General features: G+C 67.3%; 27 protein-coding genes, 1 tRNA gene and 1 pseudogene. 1 reads left to right on the top strand and 28 read right to left on the bottom strand.

The features are described from left to right. Positions 1-23 precede the first annotated feature (23 nt). Positions 24-100, top strand: a tRNA-Arg gene (locus LQ222_RS14485). A 226-nt stretch (positions 101-326) separates the two neighbouring features. Here LQ222_RS14485 and rplQ read toward each other — a convergent pair. From rplQ to tuf, 28 genes and pseudogenes are all read right to left on the bottom strand, one after another. Beyond that, positions 327-752, bottom strand: coding sequence for a 50S ribosomal protein L17 (gene rplQ, locus LQ222_RS14490; protein WP_230167460.1), 426 nt, complete (start codon positions 750-752; stop codon positions 327-329). 29 nt (positions 753-781) lie between these two features. Beyond that, entirely contained in the window at positions 782-1,798 is a 1,017-nt protein-coding gene (locus LQ222_RS14495) for a DNA-directed RNA polymerase subunit alpha (RefSeq protein WP_198370889.1), read from the bottom strand. A 93-nt stretch (positions 1,799-1,891) separates the two neighbouring features. Further along, positions 1,892-2,296 (bottom strand): 30S ribosomal protein S11, encoded by a 405-nt coding sequence (gene rpsK / locus LQ222_RS14500; RefSeq protein WP_230167462.1) that lies wholly within the window; start codon positions 2,294-2,296, stop codon positions 1,892-1,894. 1 nt (position 2,297) lies between these two features. Then, on the bottom strand, positions 2,298-2,675 hold the full coding sequence (gene rpsM / locus LQ222_RS14505) for a 30S ribosomal protein S13 (protein WP_230167463.1): 378 nt from the start codon (positions 2,673-2,675) through the stop codon (positions 2,298-2,300). A gap of 146 nt (positions 2,676-2,821) precedes the next feature. Beyond that, positions 2,822-3,475 carry an adenylate kinase gene (locus LQ222_RS14510; RefSeq protein WP_230167465.1) on the bottom strand — a complete coding sequence of 218 codons (654 nt, stop codon included), beginning with the start codon at positions 3,473-3,475 and terminating at the stop codon, positions 2,822-2,824. A gap of 17 nt (positions 3,476-3,492) precedes the next feature. Next, positions 3,493-4,851, bottom strand: coding sequence for a preprotein translocase subunit SecY (secY, locus tag LQ222_RS14515; RefSeq protein WP_230167467.1), 1,359 nt, complete (start codon positions 4,849-4,851; stop codon positions 3,493-3,495). A 257-nt stretch (positions 4,852-5,108) separates the two neighbouring features. Then, positions 5,109-5,597 (bottom strand): 50S ribosomal protein L15, encoded by a 489-nt coding sequence (gene rplO, locus LQ222_RS14520; protein WP_230167469.1) that lies wholly within the window; start codon positions 5,595-5,597, stop codon positions 5,109-5,111. A 3-nt stretch (positions 5,598-5,600) separates the two neighbouring features. Further along, complete coding sequence (gene rpmD / locus LQ222_RS14525; RefSeq protein ID WP_230167470.1) at positions 5,601-5,792, bottom strand: 50S ribosomal protein L30; 192 nt, start codon at positions 5,790-5,792, stop codon at positions 5,601-5,603. Next, positions 5,785-6,414, bottom strand: a complete 630-nt coding sequence (gene rpsE / locus LQ222_RS14530) for a 30S ribosomal protein S5 (RefSeq protein ID WP_230167472.1) — start codon at positions 6,412-6,414, stop codon at positions 5,785-5,787. Before rpsE ends, rpmD begins: the two co-directional genes overlap by 8 nt. A gap of 13 nt (positions 6,415-6,427) precedes the next feature. Beyond that, a complete protein-coding gene (gene rplR, locus LQ222_RS14535; protein WP_230167474.1) occupies positions 6,428-6,793 on the bottom strand; it encodes a 50S ribosomal protein L18 in 366 nt (121 codons plus the stop codon). Then, positions 6,793-7,326, bottom strand: a complete 534-nt coding sequence (rplF, locus tag LQ222_RS14540; RefSeq protein WP_230167475.1) for a 50S ribosomal protein L6 — start codon at positions 7,324-7,326, stop codon at positions 6,793-6,795. Before rplF ends, rplR begins: the two co-directional genes overlap by 1 nt. 16 nt (positions 7,327-7,342) lie before the next feature. Further along, complete coding sequence (rpsH, locus tag LQ222_RS14545; RefSeq protein WP_230167477.1) at positions 7,343-7,741, bottom strand: 30S ribosomal protein S8; 399 nt, start codon at positions 7,739-7,741, stop codon at positions 7,343-7,345. Between the two features lie 13 nt (positions 7,742-7,754). After that, positions 7,755-8,060, bottom strand: a complete 306-nt coding sequence (gene rpsN, locus LQ222_RS14550) for a 30S ribosomal protein S14 (RefSeq protein WP_230167479.1) — start codon at positions 8,058-8,060, stop codon at positions 7,755-7,757. 51 nt (positions 8,061-8,111) lie between these two features. Continuing rightward, positions 8,112-8,672, bottom strand: a complete 561-nt coding sequence (gene rplE, locus LQ222_RS14555; protein WP_230167481.1) for a 50S ribosomal protein L5 — start codon at positions 8,670-8,672, stop codon at positions 8,112-8,114. Further along, complete coding sequence (gene rplX / locus LQ222_RS14560; RefSeq protein WP_230167482.1) at positions 8,669-8,989, bottom strand: 50S ribosomal protein L24; 321 nt, start codon at positions 8,987-8,989, stop codon at positions 8,669-8,671. The genes rplE and rplX overlap by 4 nt, the downstream gene beginning before the upstream one ends. After that, positions 8,989-9,357, bottom strand: a complete 369-nt coding sequence (gene rplN, locus LQ222_RS14565; protein ID WP_137127388.1) for a 50S ribosomal protein L14 — start codon at positions 9,355-9,357, stop codon at positions 8,989-8,991. Before rplN ends, rplX begins: the two co-directional genes overlap by 1 nt. 3 nt (positions 9,358-9,360) lie before the next feature. After that, entirely contained in the window at positions 9,361-9,642 is a 282-nt protein-coding gene (rpsQ, locus tag LQ222_RS14570; RefSeq protein WP_230167484.1) for a 30S ribosomal protein S17, read from the bottom strand. Positions 9,643-9,658: 16 nt separating this feature from the next. Next, the gene (gene rpmC / locus LQ222_RS14575) at positions 9,659-9,874 is read right to left on the bottom strand and encodes a 50S ribosomal protein L29 (RefSeq protein WP_256444031.1); all 216 of its coding nucleotides are present in this window, start codon (positions 9,872-9,874) and stop codon (positions 9,659-9,661) included. Between the two features lie 2 nt (positions 9,875-9,876). Then, positions 9,877-10,296: a 50S ribosomal protein L16 gene (gene rplP, locus LQ222_RS14580; RefSeq protein WP_230167485.1), complete on the bottom strand. Its 420-nt coding sequence runs from the start codon at positions 10,294-10,296 to the stop codon at positions 9,877-9,879. Between the two features lie 12 nt (positions 10,297-10,308). After that, positions 10,309-10,986 (bottom strand): 30S ribosomal protein S3, encoded by a 678-nt coding sequence (rpsC, locus tag LQ222_RS14585; protein WP_230167487.1) that lies wholly within the window; start codon positions 10,984-10,986, stop codon positions 10,309-10,311. A 1-nt stretch (position 10,987) separates the two neighbouring features. Continuing rightward, positions 10,988-11,392, bottom strand: coding sequence for a 50S ribosomal protein L22 (rplV, locus tag LQ222_RS14590; protein WP_230167489.1), 405 nt, complete (start codon positions 11,390-11,392; stop codon positions 10,988-10,990). A gap of 1 nt (position 11,393) precedes the next feature. Next, complete coding sequence (gene rpsS / locus LQ222_RS14595; RefSeq protein WP_198370885.1) at positions 11,394-11,672, bottom strand: 30S ribosomal protein S19; 279 nt, start codon at positions 11,670-11,672, stop codon at positions 11,394-11,396. Between the two features lie 5 nt (positions 11,673-11,677). Then, the gene (rplB, locus tag LQ222_RS14600; protein ID WP_230167491.1) at positions 11,678-12,514 is read right to left on the bottom strand and encodes a 50S ribosomal protein L2; all 837 of its coding nucleotides are present in this window, start codon (positions 12,512-12,514) and stop codon (positions 11,678-11,680) included. Positions 12,515-12,517: 3 nt separating this feature from the next. Then, entirely contained in the window at positions 12,518-12,814 is a 297-nt protein-coding gene (locus tag LQ222_RS14605) for a 50S ribosomal protein L23 (RefSeq protein ID WP_230167501.1), read from the bottom strand. 29 nt (positions 12,815-12,843) lie between these two features. Beyond that, positions 12,844-13,464: a 50S ribosomal protein L4 gene (rplD, locus tag LQ222_RS14610; protein WP_230167493.1), complete on the bottom strand. Its 621-nt coding sequence runs from the start codon at positions 13,462-13,464 to the stop codon at positions 12,844-12,846. A gap of 11 nt (positions 13,465-13,475) precedes the next feature. After that, on the bottom strand, positions 13,476-14,162 hold the full coding sequence (rplC, locus tag LQ222_RS14615) for a 50S ribosomal protein L3 (protein WP_230167495.1): 687 nt from the start codon (positions 14,160-14,162) through the stop codon (positions 13,476-13,478). A 20-nt stretch (positions 14,163-14,182) separates the two neighbouring features. Beyond that, on the bottom strand, positions 14,183-14,491 hold the full coding sequence (gene rpsJ / locus LQ222_RS14620) for a 30S ribosomal protein S10 (protein WP_137127378.1): 309 nt from the start codon (positions 14,489-14,491) through the stop codon (positions 14,183-14,185). A 25-nt stretch (positions 14,492-14,516) separates the two neighbouring features. Continuing rightward, a pseudogene (gene tuf / locus LQ222_RS14625) lies at positions 14,517-14,644 on the bottom strand (elongation factor Tu); the annotation flags it as partial.

Here is a 14,644-nt window from a genome sequence, read left to right on the forward strand (position 1 = left end):
CGTGGTATAGGCCGTGCCGGTGGGTCCCCGTAGCTCAGCAGGATAGAGCACAGGATTCCTAATCCTGGGGCCGTGAGTTCGAATCTCGCCGGGGACACCACCAGTCCTGAGCCCGACACCCGCCCAGGCCGCACGGCGCGCGCATGCCGGCGCCGACCGGTACCTGTTTTCGAAACCCGCCGACGACGGCGTCGCTGGCTGGTTGTCAGCCGCCACACACCATCGGCCATCGATGTCGGCGCGCCAATGCCGCACCCCGCACGAACAAAAAAAGGGGGAAGGCGCGACGCCTTCCCCCTTCCGCAGCAGCGCGGTTGCGCTGTGCGTCAGTTCTCGGTCGCGTCGTCCGCCGCGGCCTCCGGCTTCGGGCCGCTGTCCAGGCCCTTGGCGGCCGGGTTGCGGTCGACCAGTTCGATCACCGCCATGGTCGCGGCATCGCCGTAGCGCACGCCGGCGCGCAGCACGCGGGTGTAGCCGCCCGAACGCGCCTTGTAGCGGTCGGCGATCTCGCTGAAGAGCTTGGTCACCACCTTCTCGTCGCGGATCTGCGCGAGCGCCTGGCGGCGCGCATGCAGACCGCCGCGCTTGCCCAGGGTGATGATGCGCTCGACATACGGGCGCAGTTCCTTGGCCTTGGGCAGGGTGGTGGTGATCTGCTCGTGCTTGATCAGCGACGTCGCCATGTTGCGGAACATGGCGAGGCGGTGGGACGAGGTGACGCTGAGCTTACGCCCGGCCATTCCGTGACGCATGGTGATCTATCCTTCGTGAGAACCGTTCGTCAGAACGGCTCTTCGACCTTCTTCGCGAGTTCCTCGATGTTCTCGGGCGGCCAACCGGTCACGGTCAAGCCCAGGCCGAGGCCCATCGAGGCGAGCACTTCCTTGATCTCGTTCAGCGACTTGCGCCCGAAATTCGGGGTGCGGAGCATTTCCTGCTCGGTCTTCTGAACCAGGTCGCCGATATAGACGATGTTGTCGTTCTTCAGGCAATTCGCCGAGCGGACCGACAGTTCCAGCTCATCGACCTTGCGGAGCAGGTTGCGGTTGAACGGCAGGTCGTCGCGGATCTCTTCCTCGACGCGCGCGCGGGGCTCGTCGAAGTTGATCAGGATCTGGAGCTGTTCCTGCAGGATGCGGGCGGCAACGCCCACCGCATCTTCCGGGGCCAGCGTGCCGTCGGTCTCGACCGTCAGGATCAGCTTGTCGAAGTCGGTGCGCTGGCCGACGCGGGTCGGTTCCACGCGATAGGCCACGCGGCGCACCGGGGAATAGATGGCATCGATCGGGATCAGGCCGATCGGCGCATCTTCCGGCCGGTTCTCGCTGGCCGGCACGTAGCCCTTGCCGATGTCGACGGTCAGTTCCATGGACAGCTTCGCGCCGTCGTCCAGCGTGCAGAGCACGAGGTCGGGATTCGCGATTTCCATGTCGCCGGTGGTCTGGATCTGGCCGGCGGTGACCTCGCCCGGTCCCGTGGCGGTCAGCGCCAGGCGCTTGGGGCCTTCGCCCTGCATCCGGATGGCGAGCTGCTTCACGTTCAGGACGATGTCCGTCACGTCCTCGCGCACGCCCTGGATCGAGCTGAATTCATGCAGCACGCCATCGATTCGGATGGCGGTCACGGACGCGCCCTGCAGCGAGGACAGCAGCACGCGCCGCAGCGCATTGCCCAGCGTCATGCCGAAGCCGCGCTCGAGCGGTTCCAGCACGACGGTCGCCGTGCGCAGCGGGTCCGCCCCCATTTCGACGGACTTCTGCGTCTCGATCAGCGAGCGCCAATTCCTCTCGAGCACGATCACTCTCTCCTTTCGCCAGGCCACATCGGGAAGCGGCGCGCGGATACGCGCGCTGGGGCCGCGTCGGTCAGACGCGACGCCCTCAGCGCGTCCTCAGACGCGACGACGCTTCCGGGGCCGGCAGCCATTGTGCGGGATCGGCGTCACGTCCTTGATGGACGTCACGTAGAAGCCCACGGATTGCAGTGCGCGCAGCGCCGATTCGCGGCCCGAGCCGGGGCCCGACACCATGATCTCGAGCGTCTCCATCCCGTGCTCGCGCGCCTTGCGGCCCGCGTCCTCGGCCGCGACCTGCGCCGCGTACGGGGTGGACTTGCGGCTGCCCTTGAAGCCCTGCGACCCCGAGGACGACCAGGCGATGGCATTGCCCTGCGCGTCGGTGATGGTCACGATCGTGTTGTTGAAGGAAGCCAGCACATGGGCGACGCCCGAGGTGATGTTCTTCCGTTCCTTGCGCTTGACGGGGCCACGGGCGCCGCCGCGGGGTTCGCGGGCCATCTTACTTCGTCACCTTCTTCTTGCCGGCGATCGCGACCGCCTTGCCCTTGCGCGTGCGCGCATTGGTGTGGGTGCGCTGGCCGCGGACCGGCAGGCCCTTGCGGTGGCGCAGGCCGCGGTAGCAGCCCAGGTCCATCAGGCGCTTGATATTCATCGCCTGTTCACGCCGCAGGTCGCCCTCGACGCGGTAATCCCGGTCGATCATCTCGCGGATGCGCAGGACCTCGTCATCGGTCAGCTGGTTGACCCGGCGTTCGTCGGGAATCCCGAGCTTGCCGCAGATTTCCTTCGCATTCTGCGGCCCGATGCCGAAGATGTAGCGAAGCGAGATGAGCACCCGCTTGTTGGTCGGGATGTTCACGCCGGCGATGCGCGCCACAGTGCCTCTCCTGGGGCCGAGCCCCGAAAACCGCCGAGCGGGGCAGATGCCCCCCGGCGCAGTGAACAAGTCCATGCAACGATGATCGGCGGCCGGGGTACCCCCTGCCGCGGGAGCGGGCGATCTAGCCCCCGCCCCCCATGGAGTCAAGCCTTCCCGGACAGGATGGCGCCGATCTGGCGACTCACCTCGTCCATCGATGCCATGCCATCCACCCCCGAGAGCTTCCCCTGGGCGGCGTAGTAGGGCAGCAGCGGCGCCGTCTGGCGGTGATAGGCTTCCAGCCTGGCCGCCACCGTCTCCGCCTTGTCGTCGGCGCGGCGGATGAATTCCGTCCCGCCGCAGGAATCGCACACGCCAGCCTTGGCCGGCGGCTTGAAGCTGTCGTGGTAGCCGGCGCCGCAGCTGGCGCAGGTGAAGCGCCCCGCGATGCGATCCACCAGCGCCGCGTCATCCACCTTCAGCTCGATCACGTGGTCGAGCTTCAGGCCTTTCTCGGTCAGCATGGCATCCAGCGCCTGCGCCTGCGGCGCCGTGCGGGGAAAGCCATCCAGGATGAACCCCTTGGCGCAATCGGGGCGCGACACGCGGGCAGCCAGCATGGCGGTGATCACGCCATCCGGCACCAGGTCGCCGCGCTCCATGATCGCCTTGGCTTCGAGGCCGATCGCGCTGCCCGACTTCACCTCGGCGCGCAGCATGTCGCCGGTCGAGATCTGCGCGATGCCGAACTGCTCCTCGAGCCGCTTGGCCTGCGTGCCCTTCCCCGCGCCAGGCGGTCCCAACAGGATCAGGTTCATCCCCGTCACTTCCCCCCTCAGCGCGGACGCGGCATGCCGCGCCCACCAAGCCTGGCCTTCTTGATCAGGCCTTCATACTGGTGCGCGAAGAGATGCGACTGCACCTGCGCCACCGTGTCCATGGTGACAGAGACGATGATCAGCAGGGAAGTGCCACCGAAGTAGAACGGCACGCCGTACTGGCTGATGAGGATCTCGGGGATGATGCAGACGATGCAGAGGTAGATGGCACCGACCACGGTCAGGCGCGTCAGCACCCGGTCAAGGTAGTCCGAGGTGTTCTGCCCGGGACGGATGCCCGGCACGAAGCCGCCGTACTTCTTCAGGTTGTCGGCCGTCTCCGCCGGGTTGAACACCACCGCGGTGTAGAAGAAGGCGAAGAACACGATCAGCCCCATGTACAGGACCATGTACATCGGCTTGCCGTGCGCCAGGGCGGCGGTGATCGACTGCAGCCAGGATTCCTGCGTCGGGTCGGTCGAGAACCCGGCGATGGTCGCGGGCAGCAACAGCAGCGACGACGCGAAGATCGGCGGGATGACGCCGGCGGTATTGAGCTTCAGCGGCAGGTGGGTCGCTTCCCCGCTGAACATGCGGTTGCCGACCTGGCGCTTCGGGTATTGCACCGGAATGCGCCGCTGTGCGCGCTCGATGAACACCACGAAGGCGATGATCGCGAGCGCGGCCGCCAGGAAGAAGATGATGAAGAAGGTCGACAGCGCACCGGTGCGCCCGAGTTCCAGCGTGCCGATGAGCGCCGAGGGCAGGTTCGCCACGATGCCGGCGAAGATGATCAGGCTGATGCCGTTGCCCACGCCGCGCGCGGTGATCTGCTCACCCAGCCACATCAGGAACATGGTGCCGCCGACCAGCGTGATGACGCAGGAGAATCGGAAGAACCAGCCCGGATCCCAGACCGCCGCGCCGAACTGCCCGCGCATGCCCTCCAGCCCGACCGCAATGCCCCAGGCCTGCGCGATGGCGATCACCACCGTCAGGTAGCGGGTATACTGGTTGAGCTTCTTGCGTCCCGCCTCGCCTTCCTTCTTCAGCGCCTCCCACGAGGGAATCGCCGCGGTCATCAGCTGCACGATGATCGACGCGCTGATGTAGGGCATGATGTTGAGCGCGAACACCGTCATGCGCCCCAGCGCACCGCCGGTGAACATGTCGAACATGCCGAGGATGCCGCCGCCATGCTGGGCGAGGATCTCGCCCATCACCGCCGCATCGACGCCAGGCACCGGGACATAGGTGCCGAATCGATAGACGATCAAAGCACCCAGCGTGAACCAGATGCGCTTCTTGAGCTCGGTCGCCTTCGCCAGCACCCCGAAATTGAGGCTGGACATCGCCTGCTCGGACGCCGACGCCATGCACTTCCTCCTGGAACATGGCCGCGCCTGGCGGACCCCATGCTCATGAACCACGCTGCCGGACCGCGGCCTGGGCGTCCGCGGGCGCCGGCCACGGCCTAAGCGACAGCGGCGCCCGGGTCACCCCGCGCGCCGCGCCGAAAACCGATCCCTGACCTAGCCACGCGGCCCGTCGGGCACAAGGGCCCGGTCGGTCCGGTACACAGGCGCCACGCCACCCCCGCGCGCGGATGCCTCCGGCGCAGTGGCCGGCGACATCACTCGGACGCGGGTTCCGCCGGCGCAGCGGTCAGGGTGACCGACCCGCCCGCCGCCTCCACCGCCGCGATCGCGGCCGCCGAGGCGCCGGAGACGGTGATGGACACGGCACGCTTGATCTCACCCTTCGCCAGCAGCCGAACGCCGACCAGCTTGGCCGAGGTGCGCACCAGGCCGGCCGCCTTCAGCGCCGCCTCGTCCACCGCGGCGCCGGCGGGCAGGCGGCCCGACTCGATCGCCGCGTCCAGCGTGCCAAGGTTCAGCACCGCGTAGTCTTTGCGGAACGGATTGACGAAGCCGCGCTTGGGCGCCCGCCGGTAGATCGGCAGCTGGCCGCCTTCGAAGCCGTTCAGCGACACGCCGGTGCGCGCCTTCTGACCCTTCACGCCGCGGCCAGAGGTCTTGCCCTTGCCGGAGCCGATGCCGCGGCCGATGCGCTTGAACTTCGGCCGCGCACCGTCGTTGTCGCGGATTTCATTGAGCTTCATGACTCAATCCTCGACGCGCACGAGGTGCGCGACCTTGCGGATCATGCCGCGCACGGCCGGAGTGTCCTCCAGCTCCCGCGTGCGGTGACGCTTGTTCAGGCCAAGACCGATCAGCGTCTCACGCTGGCCAGGCTTGCGGCCGATCGGCGACCCGAGCTGGGTCACCTTCACGGTCTTCTTGGGTTGATCAGACACTCGCGGCCTCCGTCGCCTCGGGGGCGTCCTTCTTCTGGCCCAGGATATCGGCGACCTTCTTGCCGCGACGCGCGGCAACCGCGCGCGGCGAGGTGCAGCGCGACAGCGCCGCGAAGGTGGCCTTCACCATGTTGTGCGGATTGGCCGAGCCCAGGCACTTCGCGACCACGTCGCCCATGCCCAGGGTCTCGAACACCGCGCGCATCGGGCCGCCGGCGATGATGCCGGTACCCGCCGGCGCCGCGCGCAGGATCACGCGCCCGGCGCCAAATTCGCCGATCACGTCGTGGTGCAGCGTGCGGCCCTCGCGCATCGGCACGCGGATCATCGTGCGCTTGGCACGCTCCGTCGCCTTGCGGATGGCTTCCGGCACTTCGCGCGCCTTGCCCGCGCCCCAACCCACGCGCCCCTTCTCGTCGCCGACCACGACCAGGGCCGCGAAGGAGAAGCGACGGCCACCCTTCACCACCTTGGCGACGCGGTTGATGGTGACGAGCTTGTCCTTCAGCTCGTCGCCATCCTGGCGCTCCTGGCGATTCTCGTTGCCGTCGCGACGGCGGCCGCGGCGCTCGCGCCCGCCTTCGCCACCACCCTCGCCGCCGGACCTCGGTGCATATGCCATGTCTGTCAGCCTCTCAGAACGACAGCCCGCCCTCGCGGGCGCCGTCCGCGAGCGCCTTGACGCGCCCGTGATAGAGATAGGGTCCGCGATCGAAGACGACTTCCGTCACCCCGGCCGCGAGCGCACGTTCGGCGACCAGCTTGCCAACTGCCGTCGCGGCGTCGCGATCGGCGCCGGTCTTCATGCCTTCGCGCATCGCCTTCTCGATCGACGAAGCCGCGGCGAGCGTGCGCCCCTGCTTGTCGTCGATGACCTGCGCGTAGATGTGCTTGCCCGAGCGGAACACCGACAGGCGCACGCGCCCGCCGGACTTCGACTTGAGCTGGAAGCGGAGGCGGCGGCGGCGCCGCGCCTCGAGGTCGAGCTTGGTGCTGGCCATTACTTCTTCTTACCCTCCTTGCGGAGGATCTGCTCGTTCTCGTACTTGACGCCCTTGCCCTTGTAGGGCTCGGGGCCGCGATACGCGCGGATCTCGGCAGCCACCTGGCCCACCTGGCGCTTGTCCGACCCTTCCACCTTGATGGCGGTCGGCTTTTCGCAGGTGATCTTGATGCCGGCCGGGATCGGGTAGCGGATCTCGTGGCTATAGCCCAGCGCCAGCACCAGGTCGGAACCCTGGACCGCGGCGCGATAGCCGGTGCCGTTGATCTCCATCGCCTTCACGAAGCCGGTCGACACGCCGGTGACCATCGAATTGATCAGGCTGCGCGTCGTGCCCCACATGGTGCGCGCGCGCCGGTCGGTACGCCGCGGGGACACCGCGACCTCCGACCCCTTGATCTCGACATCGACGTCGTCCGTCAGGTCGAGCTTGAGCTCGCCGAGCTTGCCCTTGGCCGTGAGCGTGCGGCCGGCCAGCGCGAGCGTGACGCCCGCGGGAACCGGCACGGGATATTTCCCAACGCGAGACATGTCTGTGCGCCTCCCGTCAGAACACGCGGCAGAGGACTTCGCCGCCGACATTGGCGGCGCGGGCCTCGTTCTCGCTCATCACGCCGCGCGGCGTGGAGAGGATGGAGGTACCCAGCCCGTTATAGATGCGCGGCAGTTCCGCGATCTTGGAATAGACGCGCCGGCCAGGCTTGGAGACGCGGGTGATCTCCTTGATGGCGGGCTCGCCTTCCGAATACTTCAGCTCGATCTCGATGAAGCGCACGCCGGGGCGCAGCTCCTCGGTGCGCCAGGCGCGGATATAGCCCTCGCGCTTCAGCGCCTCGAGCACGTTCTCGCGCAGGCGGGACGCAGGCGCCTTGCAACGCGACTGACGCGCCGACTGGGCGTTGCGGATGCGGGTGAGCATGTCACCCAGCGGATCGGACATCGACATGGCCGGTCCTTCCTTACCAGCTCGCCTTGACCACGCCGGGGATCTGGCCCTTCGAGGCCAATTCCCGGAGCTGGTTCCGGCAGAGCTTGAACTTGCGGTAGTTGCCGCGCGGGCGGCCGGTGATCTCGCAGCGCAGACGCACGCGGATCTTGGCACCGTTGCGGGGGAACTGTGCGAGCTTCAGCGTCGCCTCGAAGCGTTCCTCCACCGGCAGCTCGCGATCCATGATCACGGCCTTCAGGGCGGCGCGCTTCGGCGCGTGAAGCTTGGACAGCTTCTCACGACGCTTGTTCTTCTCGACAGACGAGGTCTTGGCCATGCCGTCAAAATCCTCCGGAACCTGCCGGGCGTACCCGGCGGTTTTCCAAAATCACTTCTGAAAGGGAAGCTGGAACGCCGTGAGCAGCGCCTTCGCTTCCTTGTCCGTCTTCGCCGTCGTGACAAAGACGATGTCCATGCCGCGAATCGCGTCGACCTTGTCGTAGCTGATCTCGGGGAACACGATCTGCTCCTTCAGGCCGAGGGAGAAATTCCCCCGCCCGTCGAAGCCCTTGTTCGCCGGCAGGCCACGGAAGTCGCGCAGGCGCGGCAGCGCGATGGTCACGAGCCGGTCGAGGAACTCGTACATGCGCTGCTGGCGAAGCGTCACCTTGGTGCCGATCGCCATGCCCTCGCGGATCTTGAACCCCGCGATGGCCTTCTTCGCCTTGGTCTTGACCGGCTTCTGGCCGGCGATCGCCGTCAGCTCGGCGACAGCGGCGTCGAGCTTCTTCTGGTCGCCGGCGGCTTCGCCGACGCCCATGTTGATGACGATCTTCTCCAGCTTCGGCACTTCCATCGGGTTCTTGTACCCGAATTCCTCCGAGAGGGCCTTGCGGACCACCTCGTCGTAGTGCTTGCGCAGCCGGGGCTGTTCGCGTGCTTCGCTCATGCGTCGATCACTTCGCCGGAGGCCTTCGCCACCCGGACCTTCTTGCCATCTTCCAGCGTCTTGAAGCCGACGCGCGTCGGCTTGCCGGACTTCGGGTCGAGCAGCGCGAGATTGGAGAGGTTGATCGACGCCTCCTTCTCGATGATGCCACCCGGCTGGCCCATGCCCTGCGGCTTCTGATGGTGCTTGGCCAGGTTCACGCCCTGCACGAAGGCGCGGCCTTCGGTCGGGTTGACCCGGATCACCTCACCCTGCCGGCCCTTGTCCTTGCCCGTGAGGACCTGGACGCGATCGCCCTTGCGGATCTTCGCAGCCATCACAGCACCTCCGGCGCCAGGGAGATGATCTTCATGAACTTCTTGGCGCGCAGCTCGCGCACCACCGGCCCGAAGATGCGGGTACCGATCGGCTCGTTCTGCTTGTTGATCAGCACCGCCGCATTGCGGTCGAAGCGGATCACCGTGCCGTCCTGCCGGCGCACCGGGTAGGCGGTGCGCACGATCACGGCGCGCTCCACGGTCCCCTTCTTCACCTTGCCGCGCGGAATCGCTTCCTTCACGGAGACGACGATGATGTCGCCCACGCCCGCGGTCTTGCGCTTCGAGCCGCCGAGCACCTTGATGCACTGCACGCGGCGCGCACCGGAATTGTCGGCGACTTCGAGGTTGGATTCGACCTGGATCATGGATCAGGCCTCCGCAGCCACGGCAAGGAAGGCCGGGCGCTCGACCGAGGCGCCGTTGCGCTCGACCACGACCCAGGACTTCGACTTGCTGATCGGGCGGCATTCCTCGATCTGCACCACGTCGCCTTCCTTGCACAGGTTGGCGTCGTCATGCGCAGCGTACTTCTTCGAACGCCGGATGAACTTCTTGTAGAGCGGATGCATCACGCGACGCTCGACCAGGACCGTGATGGTCTTGTCCGTCTTGTCGCTGGTGACCCGCCCGGTGAGGACGCGCTTCGGCATGGCCGTCGGTCTCCTCTCAGGCTGCGGTTGCGGCGGCGCGGGTGCGCTCGCCGATGATGGTCTTGACCCGCGCGATGTCGCGGCGGACCTGCTTGATGCGGCTGAGCGCCTCAAGCTGGCCGGTCGCGCGCTGGAAGCGCAGGTTGAACTGCTCCTTGCGCAGGTCGAGCAGCATTGCGTTGAGCTCGTCCGCGGACTTCACGCGGATGTCGCCGATCTTGGTCGCAGCCATGGTCAGGCCTCCGCACCCAGGCGGGTGACGAACTTGGTCTTTATCGGCAGCTTCGCCGCACCGAGCGACAGCGCCTCGCGCGCCGTGTCGGCGGGCACGCCGTCGATCTCGAACATGACGCGGCCCGGCTTTACGCGGCACACCCAGTATTCGGGCGCGCCTTTGCCGGACCCCATGCGGACTTCCGCCGGCTTGGTGGAGACCGGCACATCCGGGAAGATGCGGATCCACACGCGGCCCTGGCGCTTCATCGCGCGGGTGATGGCGCGACGGGCGGCCTCGATCTGGCGCGCGGTGACGCGTTCCGGCTCGAGGGCCTTCAGGCCAAAGCCGCCGAAGGACAGCGTGAAGCCGCCCTTCGCCAGGCCATGGATGCGGCCCTTATGGGCCTTTCGGAACTTGGTGCGCTTAGGCTGCAGCATGATCCATCACTCTCAGCGCTGAGGCGCCTGTTCCGCGGCGCGCTTGTCCTGCGCCATCGGATCGTGCCCCATGATCTCGCCCTTGAAGATCCACACCTTCACACCGCAGGTGCCGTAGGTGGTCTTCGCGGTCGCCACGCCGAAGTCGATATCGGCGCGCAGCGTGTGCAGGGGCACGCGGCCCTCGCGATACCACTCCATGCGCGCGATCTCGGCCCCGCCCAGGCGACCCGAGCAGTTGATGCGGATGCCGCCGGCGCCCAGGCGCATGGCGGACTGCACCGCGCGCTTCATCGCACGGCGGAAGGCCACGCGACGCTCCAGCTGCTGGGCGATGTTCTCGGCCACCAGCGTCGCGTCGATCTCGGGCTTGCGGATCTCGACGATGTTCAACGCCACCTCGGCGCCGGCCATCTTCATCAGGTCCTTGCGCAGCACCTCGATGTCCGCGCCCTTCTTGCCGATCACGACGCCCGGGCGGGCGGCATGGATCGTGACACGGGGCTTCTTCGCCGGACGCTCGATCACGATGCGCGACACGCCGGCACCCTTCAGGCGCTTCGCGAGGGTCTCGCGCAGCTTGAAGTCCTCGTGCAGGAGCTTCGCGTAGTCGCCGCCGGCATACCAGCGGCTGTCCCAGGTGCGGTTGATGCCCAGCCGCAGCCCGATCGGATTGACTTTGTGGCCCATGTTACGCGGCCTCCTGCTCGGCGACGGGTGCTGCCAGCTGCTGTTCCGCCACCACGATCTTCAGGTGGCTGAACCACTTCTCGACGGTGGACGCGCGGCCGCGACCACGCGCGTGGAAGCGCTTCATCACCATGGCGCGGCCCACCTCGGCCTTCGAGACGACCAGGCGGTCGACATCGAGGCTGTGGTTGTTCTCGGCATTGGCGATCGCGGATTCCAGCGTCTTCTTCACCGTCACGGCGATGCGGCGCTTGCTGAAGGTCAGCTGCGCGACCGCGTCCTGCGCCCGCTTGCCGCGGATCAAGCCGGCGACCAGGTTCAGCTTGCGCGGGGAGACGCGGATGTTCCACGTCACGGCCTGCGCCTGCGTCTCGTCGAGGGTCCGGGGATGCTTCGGCTTGCTCATGTCAGCCCCGCTTCGCCTTCTTGTCGGCCGCATGGCCGGTGAAGGTGCGCGTCGGCGAGAATTCGCCGAACTTGTGGCCCACCATGTTCTCGGTCACCTGCACCGGCAGGAACTTCTTGCCGTTGTAGACCCCGAAGGTGAGGCCGACGAACTGCGGCAGGATCGTGCTCCGGCGCGACCAGATCTTGATGATCTCGTTGCGCGTGGACGCACGGGCGGCCTCCGCCTTGTTGAGCAGGTAGCCGTCGACGAACGGCCCCTTCCAGACGCTGCGCGACATCGCGATCAGCCCTTCGTCGCGTTGCGGCGGCGGACAATCTGCCCGTCGGTCCGCTTGTTGTTGCGGGTCTTCGCACCCTTCGTGGGCTTGCCCCACGGGGTGACCGGATGCCGGCCACCCGAGGTACGGCCTTCACCACCGCCATGCGGGTGGTCAACCGGGTTCATCACCACGCCGCGGTTATGCGGCATGCGGCCCAGCCAGCGAGACCGCCCGGCCTTGCCGAGCTGCTGGTTGGAATTGTCCGGGTTCGACACGGCGCCGATCGACGCCATGCATTCCGACCGGATCACGCGCAGCTCGCCCGACTGCAGCTTCACCTGCGCATAGCCCTGGTCCTTGCCGACCAGCTGCGCGAAGGTGCCCGCCGAGCGCGCGAGCTTGCCGCCCGCACCGGGCTTCAGCTCGATGTTGTGGATGATGGTGCCGACCGGGATCGCCGCCATCGGCATCGCGTTGCCCGGCTTGATGTCGGCCTTCTCGGCCGCGATCACCGTGTCGCCCACCTTCAGGCGCTGCGGCGCGATGATGTAGGCGAGCTCATTGTCCTGGTACTTCAGCAGGGCGATGAACGCGGTGCGGTTGGGGTCGTACTCCAGCCGCTCGACGATCGCCGGCACGCCGAACTTCGTGCGACGCTTGAAGTCCACCAGGCGATAGGCGCGCTTGTGCCCGCCGCCACGGAACCGGACGGTGATGCGGCCGTGCTGGTTGCGCCCACCGGTGGAATGCTTCCCCTCGGTGAGGCCCTTGACCGGCGCGCCCTTCCACAGCTCGGACCGATCGATGAGGATCGTGCCGCGCAGCGAGGGCGTGACGGGATTGAAATTCTTGAGCGCCATGACTTACGCGAGCCCCGTCGTCAGGTCGATGCTCTGGCCCTCGGCCAGGCGCACCATCGCCTTCTTCCAGTCGGAGCGCTGGCCCGGACGGTTCCGGAAGCGCTTCGCCTTGCCCTTGACGACCAGCGTGTTCACGCCAAGGACCTTCACGCCGAACAGGCCTTCCACCGCCGCCTTGATCTGCGGCTTGGTGGCGTCCGGCGCCACCTTGAAGGAGACCTGGCCGCGTTCGCTCAGCAGCGTCGCCTTCTCGGTCACCAGCGGCGAGAGGATCACCTGGTACATGCGCTCACGGCCGATCACCGGGCGCTTGGTCTTCGCGGCGTCACTCATGCCAGCCGCTCCTTCAGCGCTTCCACGCCGGCGCGCGTCACCGCGAGCACGTCGTGCTTCAGGATGTCGTACACATTGGCGCCGATGGTCGGCAGCACCTGCACCTTCGGCAGGTTGCTGATGACGCGGGCGAAGTTCTCGTCCGCCGCAGCATCCACCACCAGCGCGCTGGTCCAGCCCAGCGCCTTCAGCTGCTTCGCCACGGCGCCGGTCTTGGCGTCGGCCGGCAGCGCGGCATTGTCCAGAACCACCAGCTTGCCCTCGGCCGCCTTCTGGCTCAGCGCCGAGATCAGGCCTAGACGACGCACCTTCTTGTTCAGGCTGTAGCCATGGTCGCGCACGACCGGCCCATGCACCACGCCGCCCTTGCGGTACTGCGGCGCGCGCAGCGAGCCTTGGCGTGCATTGCCGGTGCCCTTCTGCCGATACGGCTTCTTGGTCGTGCCGGAGACCTCGCCCATGCCCTTGGCCTTGTGCGTGCCGGCGCGGCGCTTCGCCAGCTGCCAGTGCACGACCCGCGCCATGATGTCGGCGCGCGGCGCGGCGCCGAACACCTCATCCGGCAGGTCGATCTCGCCGGCGGCGGCGTTGTCGAGGGAGATGACAGGAAGCTTCATGACCATCCCTCTCAGGCAGCGGCCGTCGGGAAGGGCGCATCGGCATGGCGCGCGCGCTTCTCAGCGTCGCGGATCATGACGTAGCCACCCTTCGAACCGGGCACCGCACCCTTGATCAGCAGCAGCCCCTTCTCGGCATCGACCAGCGCGACCTCCAGGTTCTGGGTGGTCACGCGCTCGCCGCCGAGGTGGCCGGCCATCTTCTTGTTCTTGAAGGTCTTGCCGGGGTCCTGGCGGTTGCCGGTCGAACCATGCGAACGGTGGCTGACCGACACGCCGTGCGACGCCTCGAGACCCGCGAAGTTCCAGCGCTTCATCGCGCCCGCGAAGCCCTTGCCGACCGTGACACCCGTGACGTCGACCTTCTGGCCCTTCACGAAATGCGCGGGGCTGAGCAGCGTGCCCGGGTCGATCACCGCATCGGAGCCGACGCGGAATTCGACGACCTTCTGCGGCGCCTCGACGCCGGCCTTCGCGAAATGGCCCTTGTTCGCCTTGGAGACGTTCTTGGGCTTCGCCACGCCGATGCCGAGCTGGACGGCCTCGTAGCCGTCCTTCTCCGCCGTGCGGGTCGCGATCACGCGGACCTGGTCCACGTGCAGCAGCGTCACGGGAACGGTCGAGCCGTCCTCGTTGAACAGCCGGGACATGCCCAGCTTTTTCGCGATCAGGCCGGTACGGCCCTTCTTCGCGGCCATGGCTCTATTTCCCTCTGGCCTTAGATCTTGATCTCGACGTCCACGCCGGCGGCGAGGTCGAGCTTCATCAGCGCGTCCACCGTCTGCGGGGTCGGATCGACAATGTCGAGGAGGCGGCGATGAGTCCGGATCTCGAACTGCTCGCGCGACTTCTTGTCGACGTGCGGAGAGCGGTTCACGGTGAAACGCTCGATATGCGTCGGCAGAGGGATCGGGCCCCGCACGCGCGCACCGGTCCGCTTCGCGGTGTTCACGATCTCCCGCGTGCTGCCATCAAGCACGCGGTGATCGAACGCCTTGAGGCGGATGCGGATGTTCTGGTTGTCCATGGTGTGGGACCCGCGTTCCTGCCGATTACTTCGAAATCGACGCGACGACGCCGGCGCCGACGGTGCGCCCACCCTCGCGGATGGCGAAGCGCAGCCCCTCGTCCATCGCGATCGGCGCGATCAGCTCCACATCCATCGACACGTTGTCGCCCG

The sequence above is a fragment of the Roseomonas sp. CECT 9278 genome, from assembly GCF_918698155.1.
GTDB lineage: Bacteria > Pseudomonadota > Alphaproteobacteria > Acetobacterales > Acetobacteraceae > Neoroseomonas.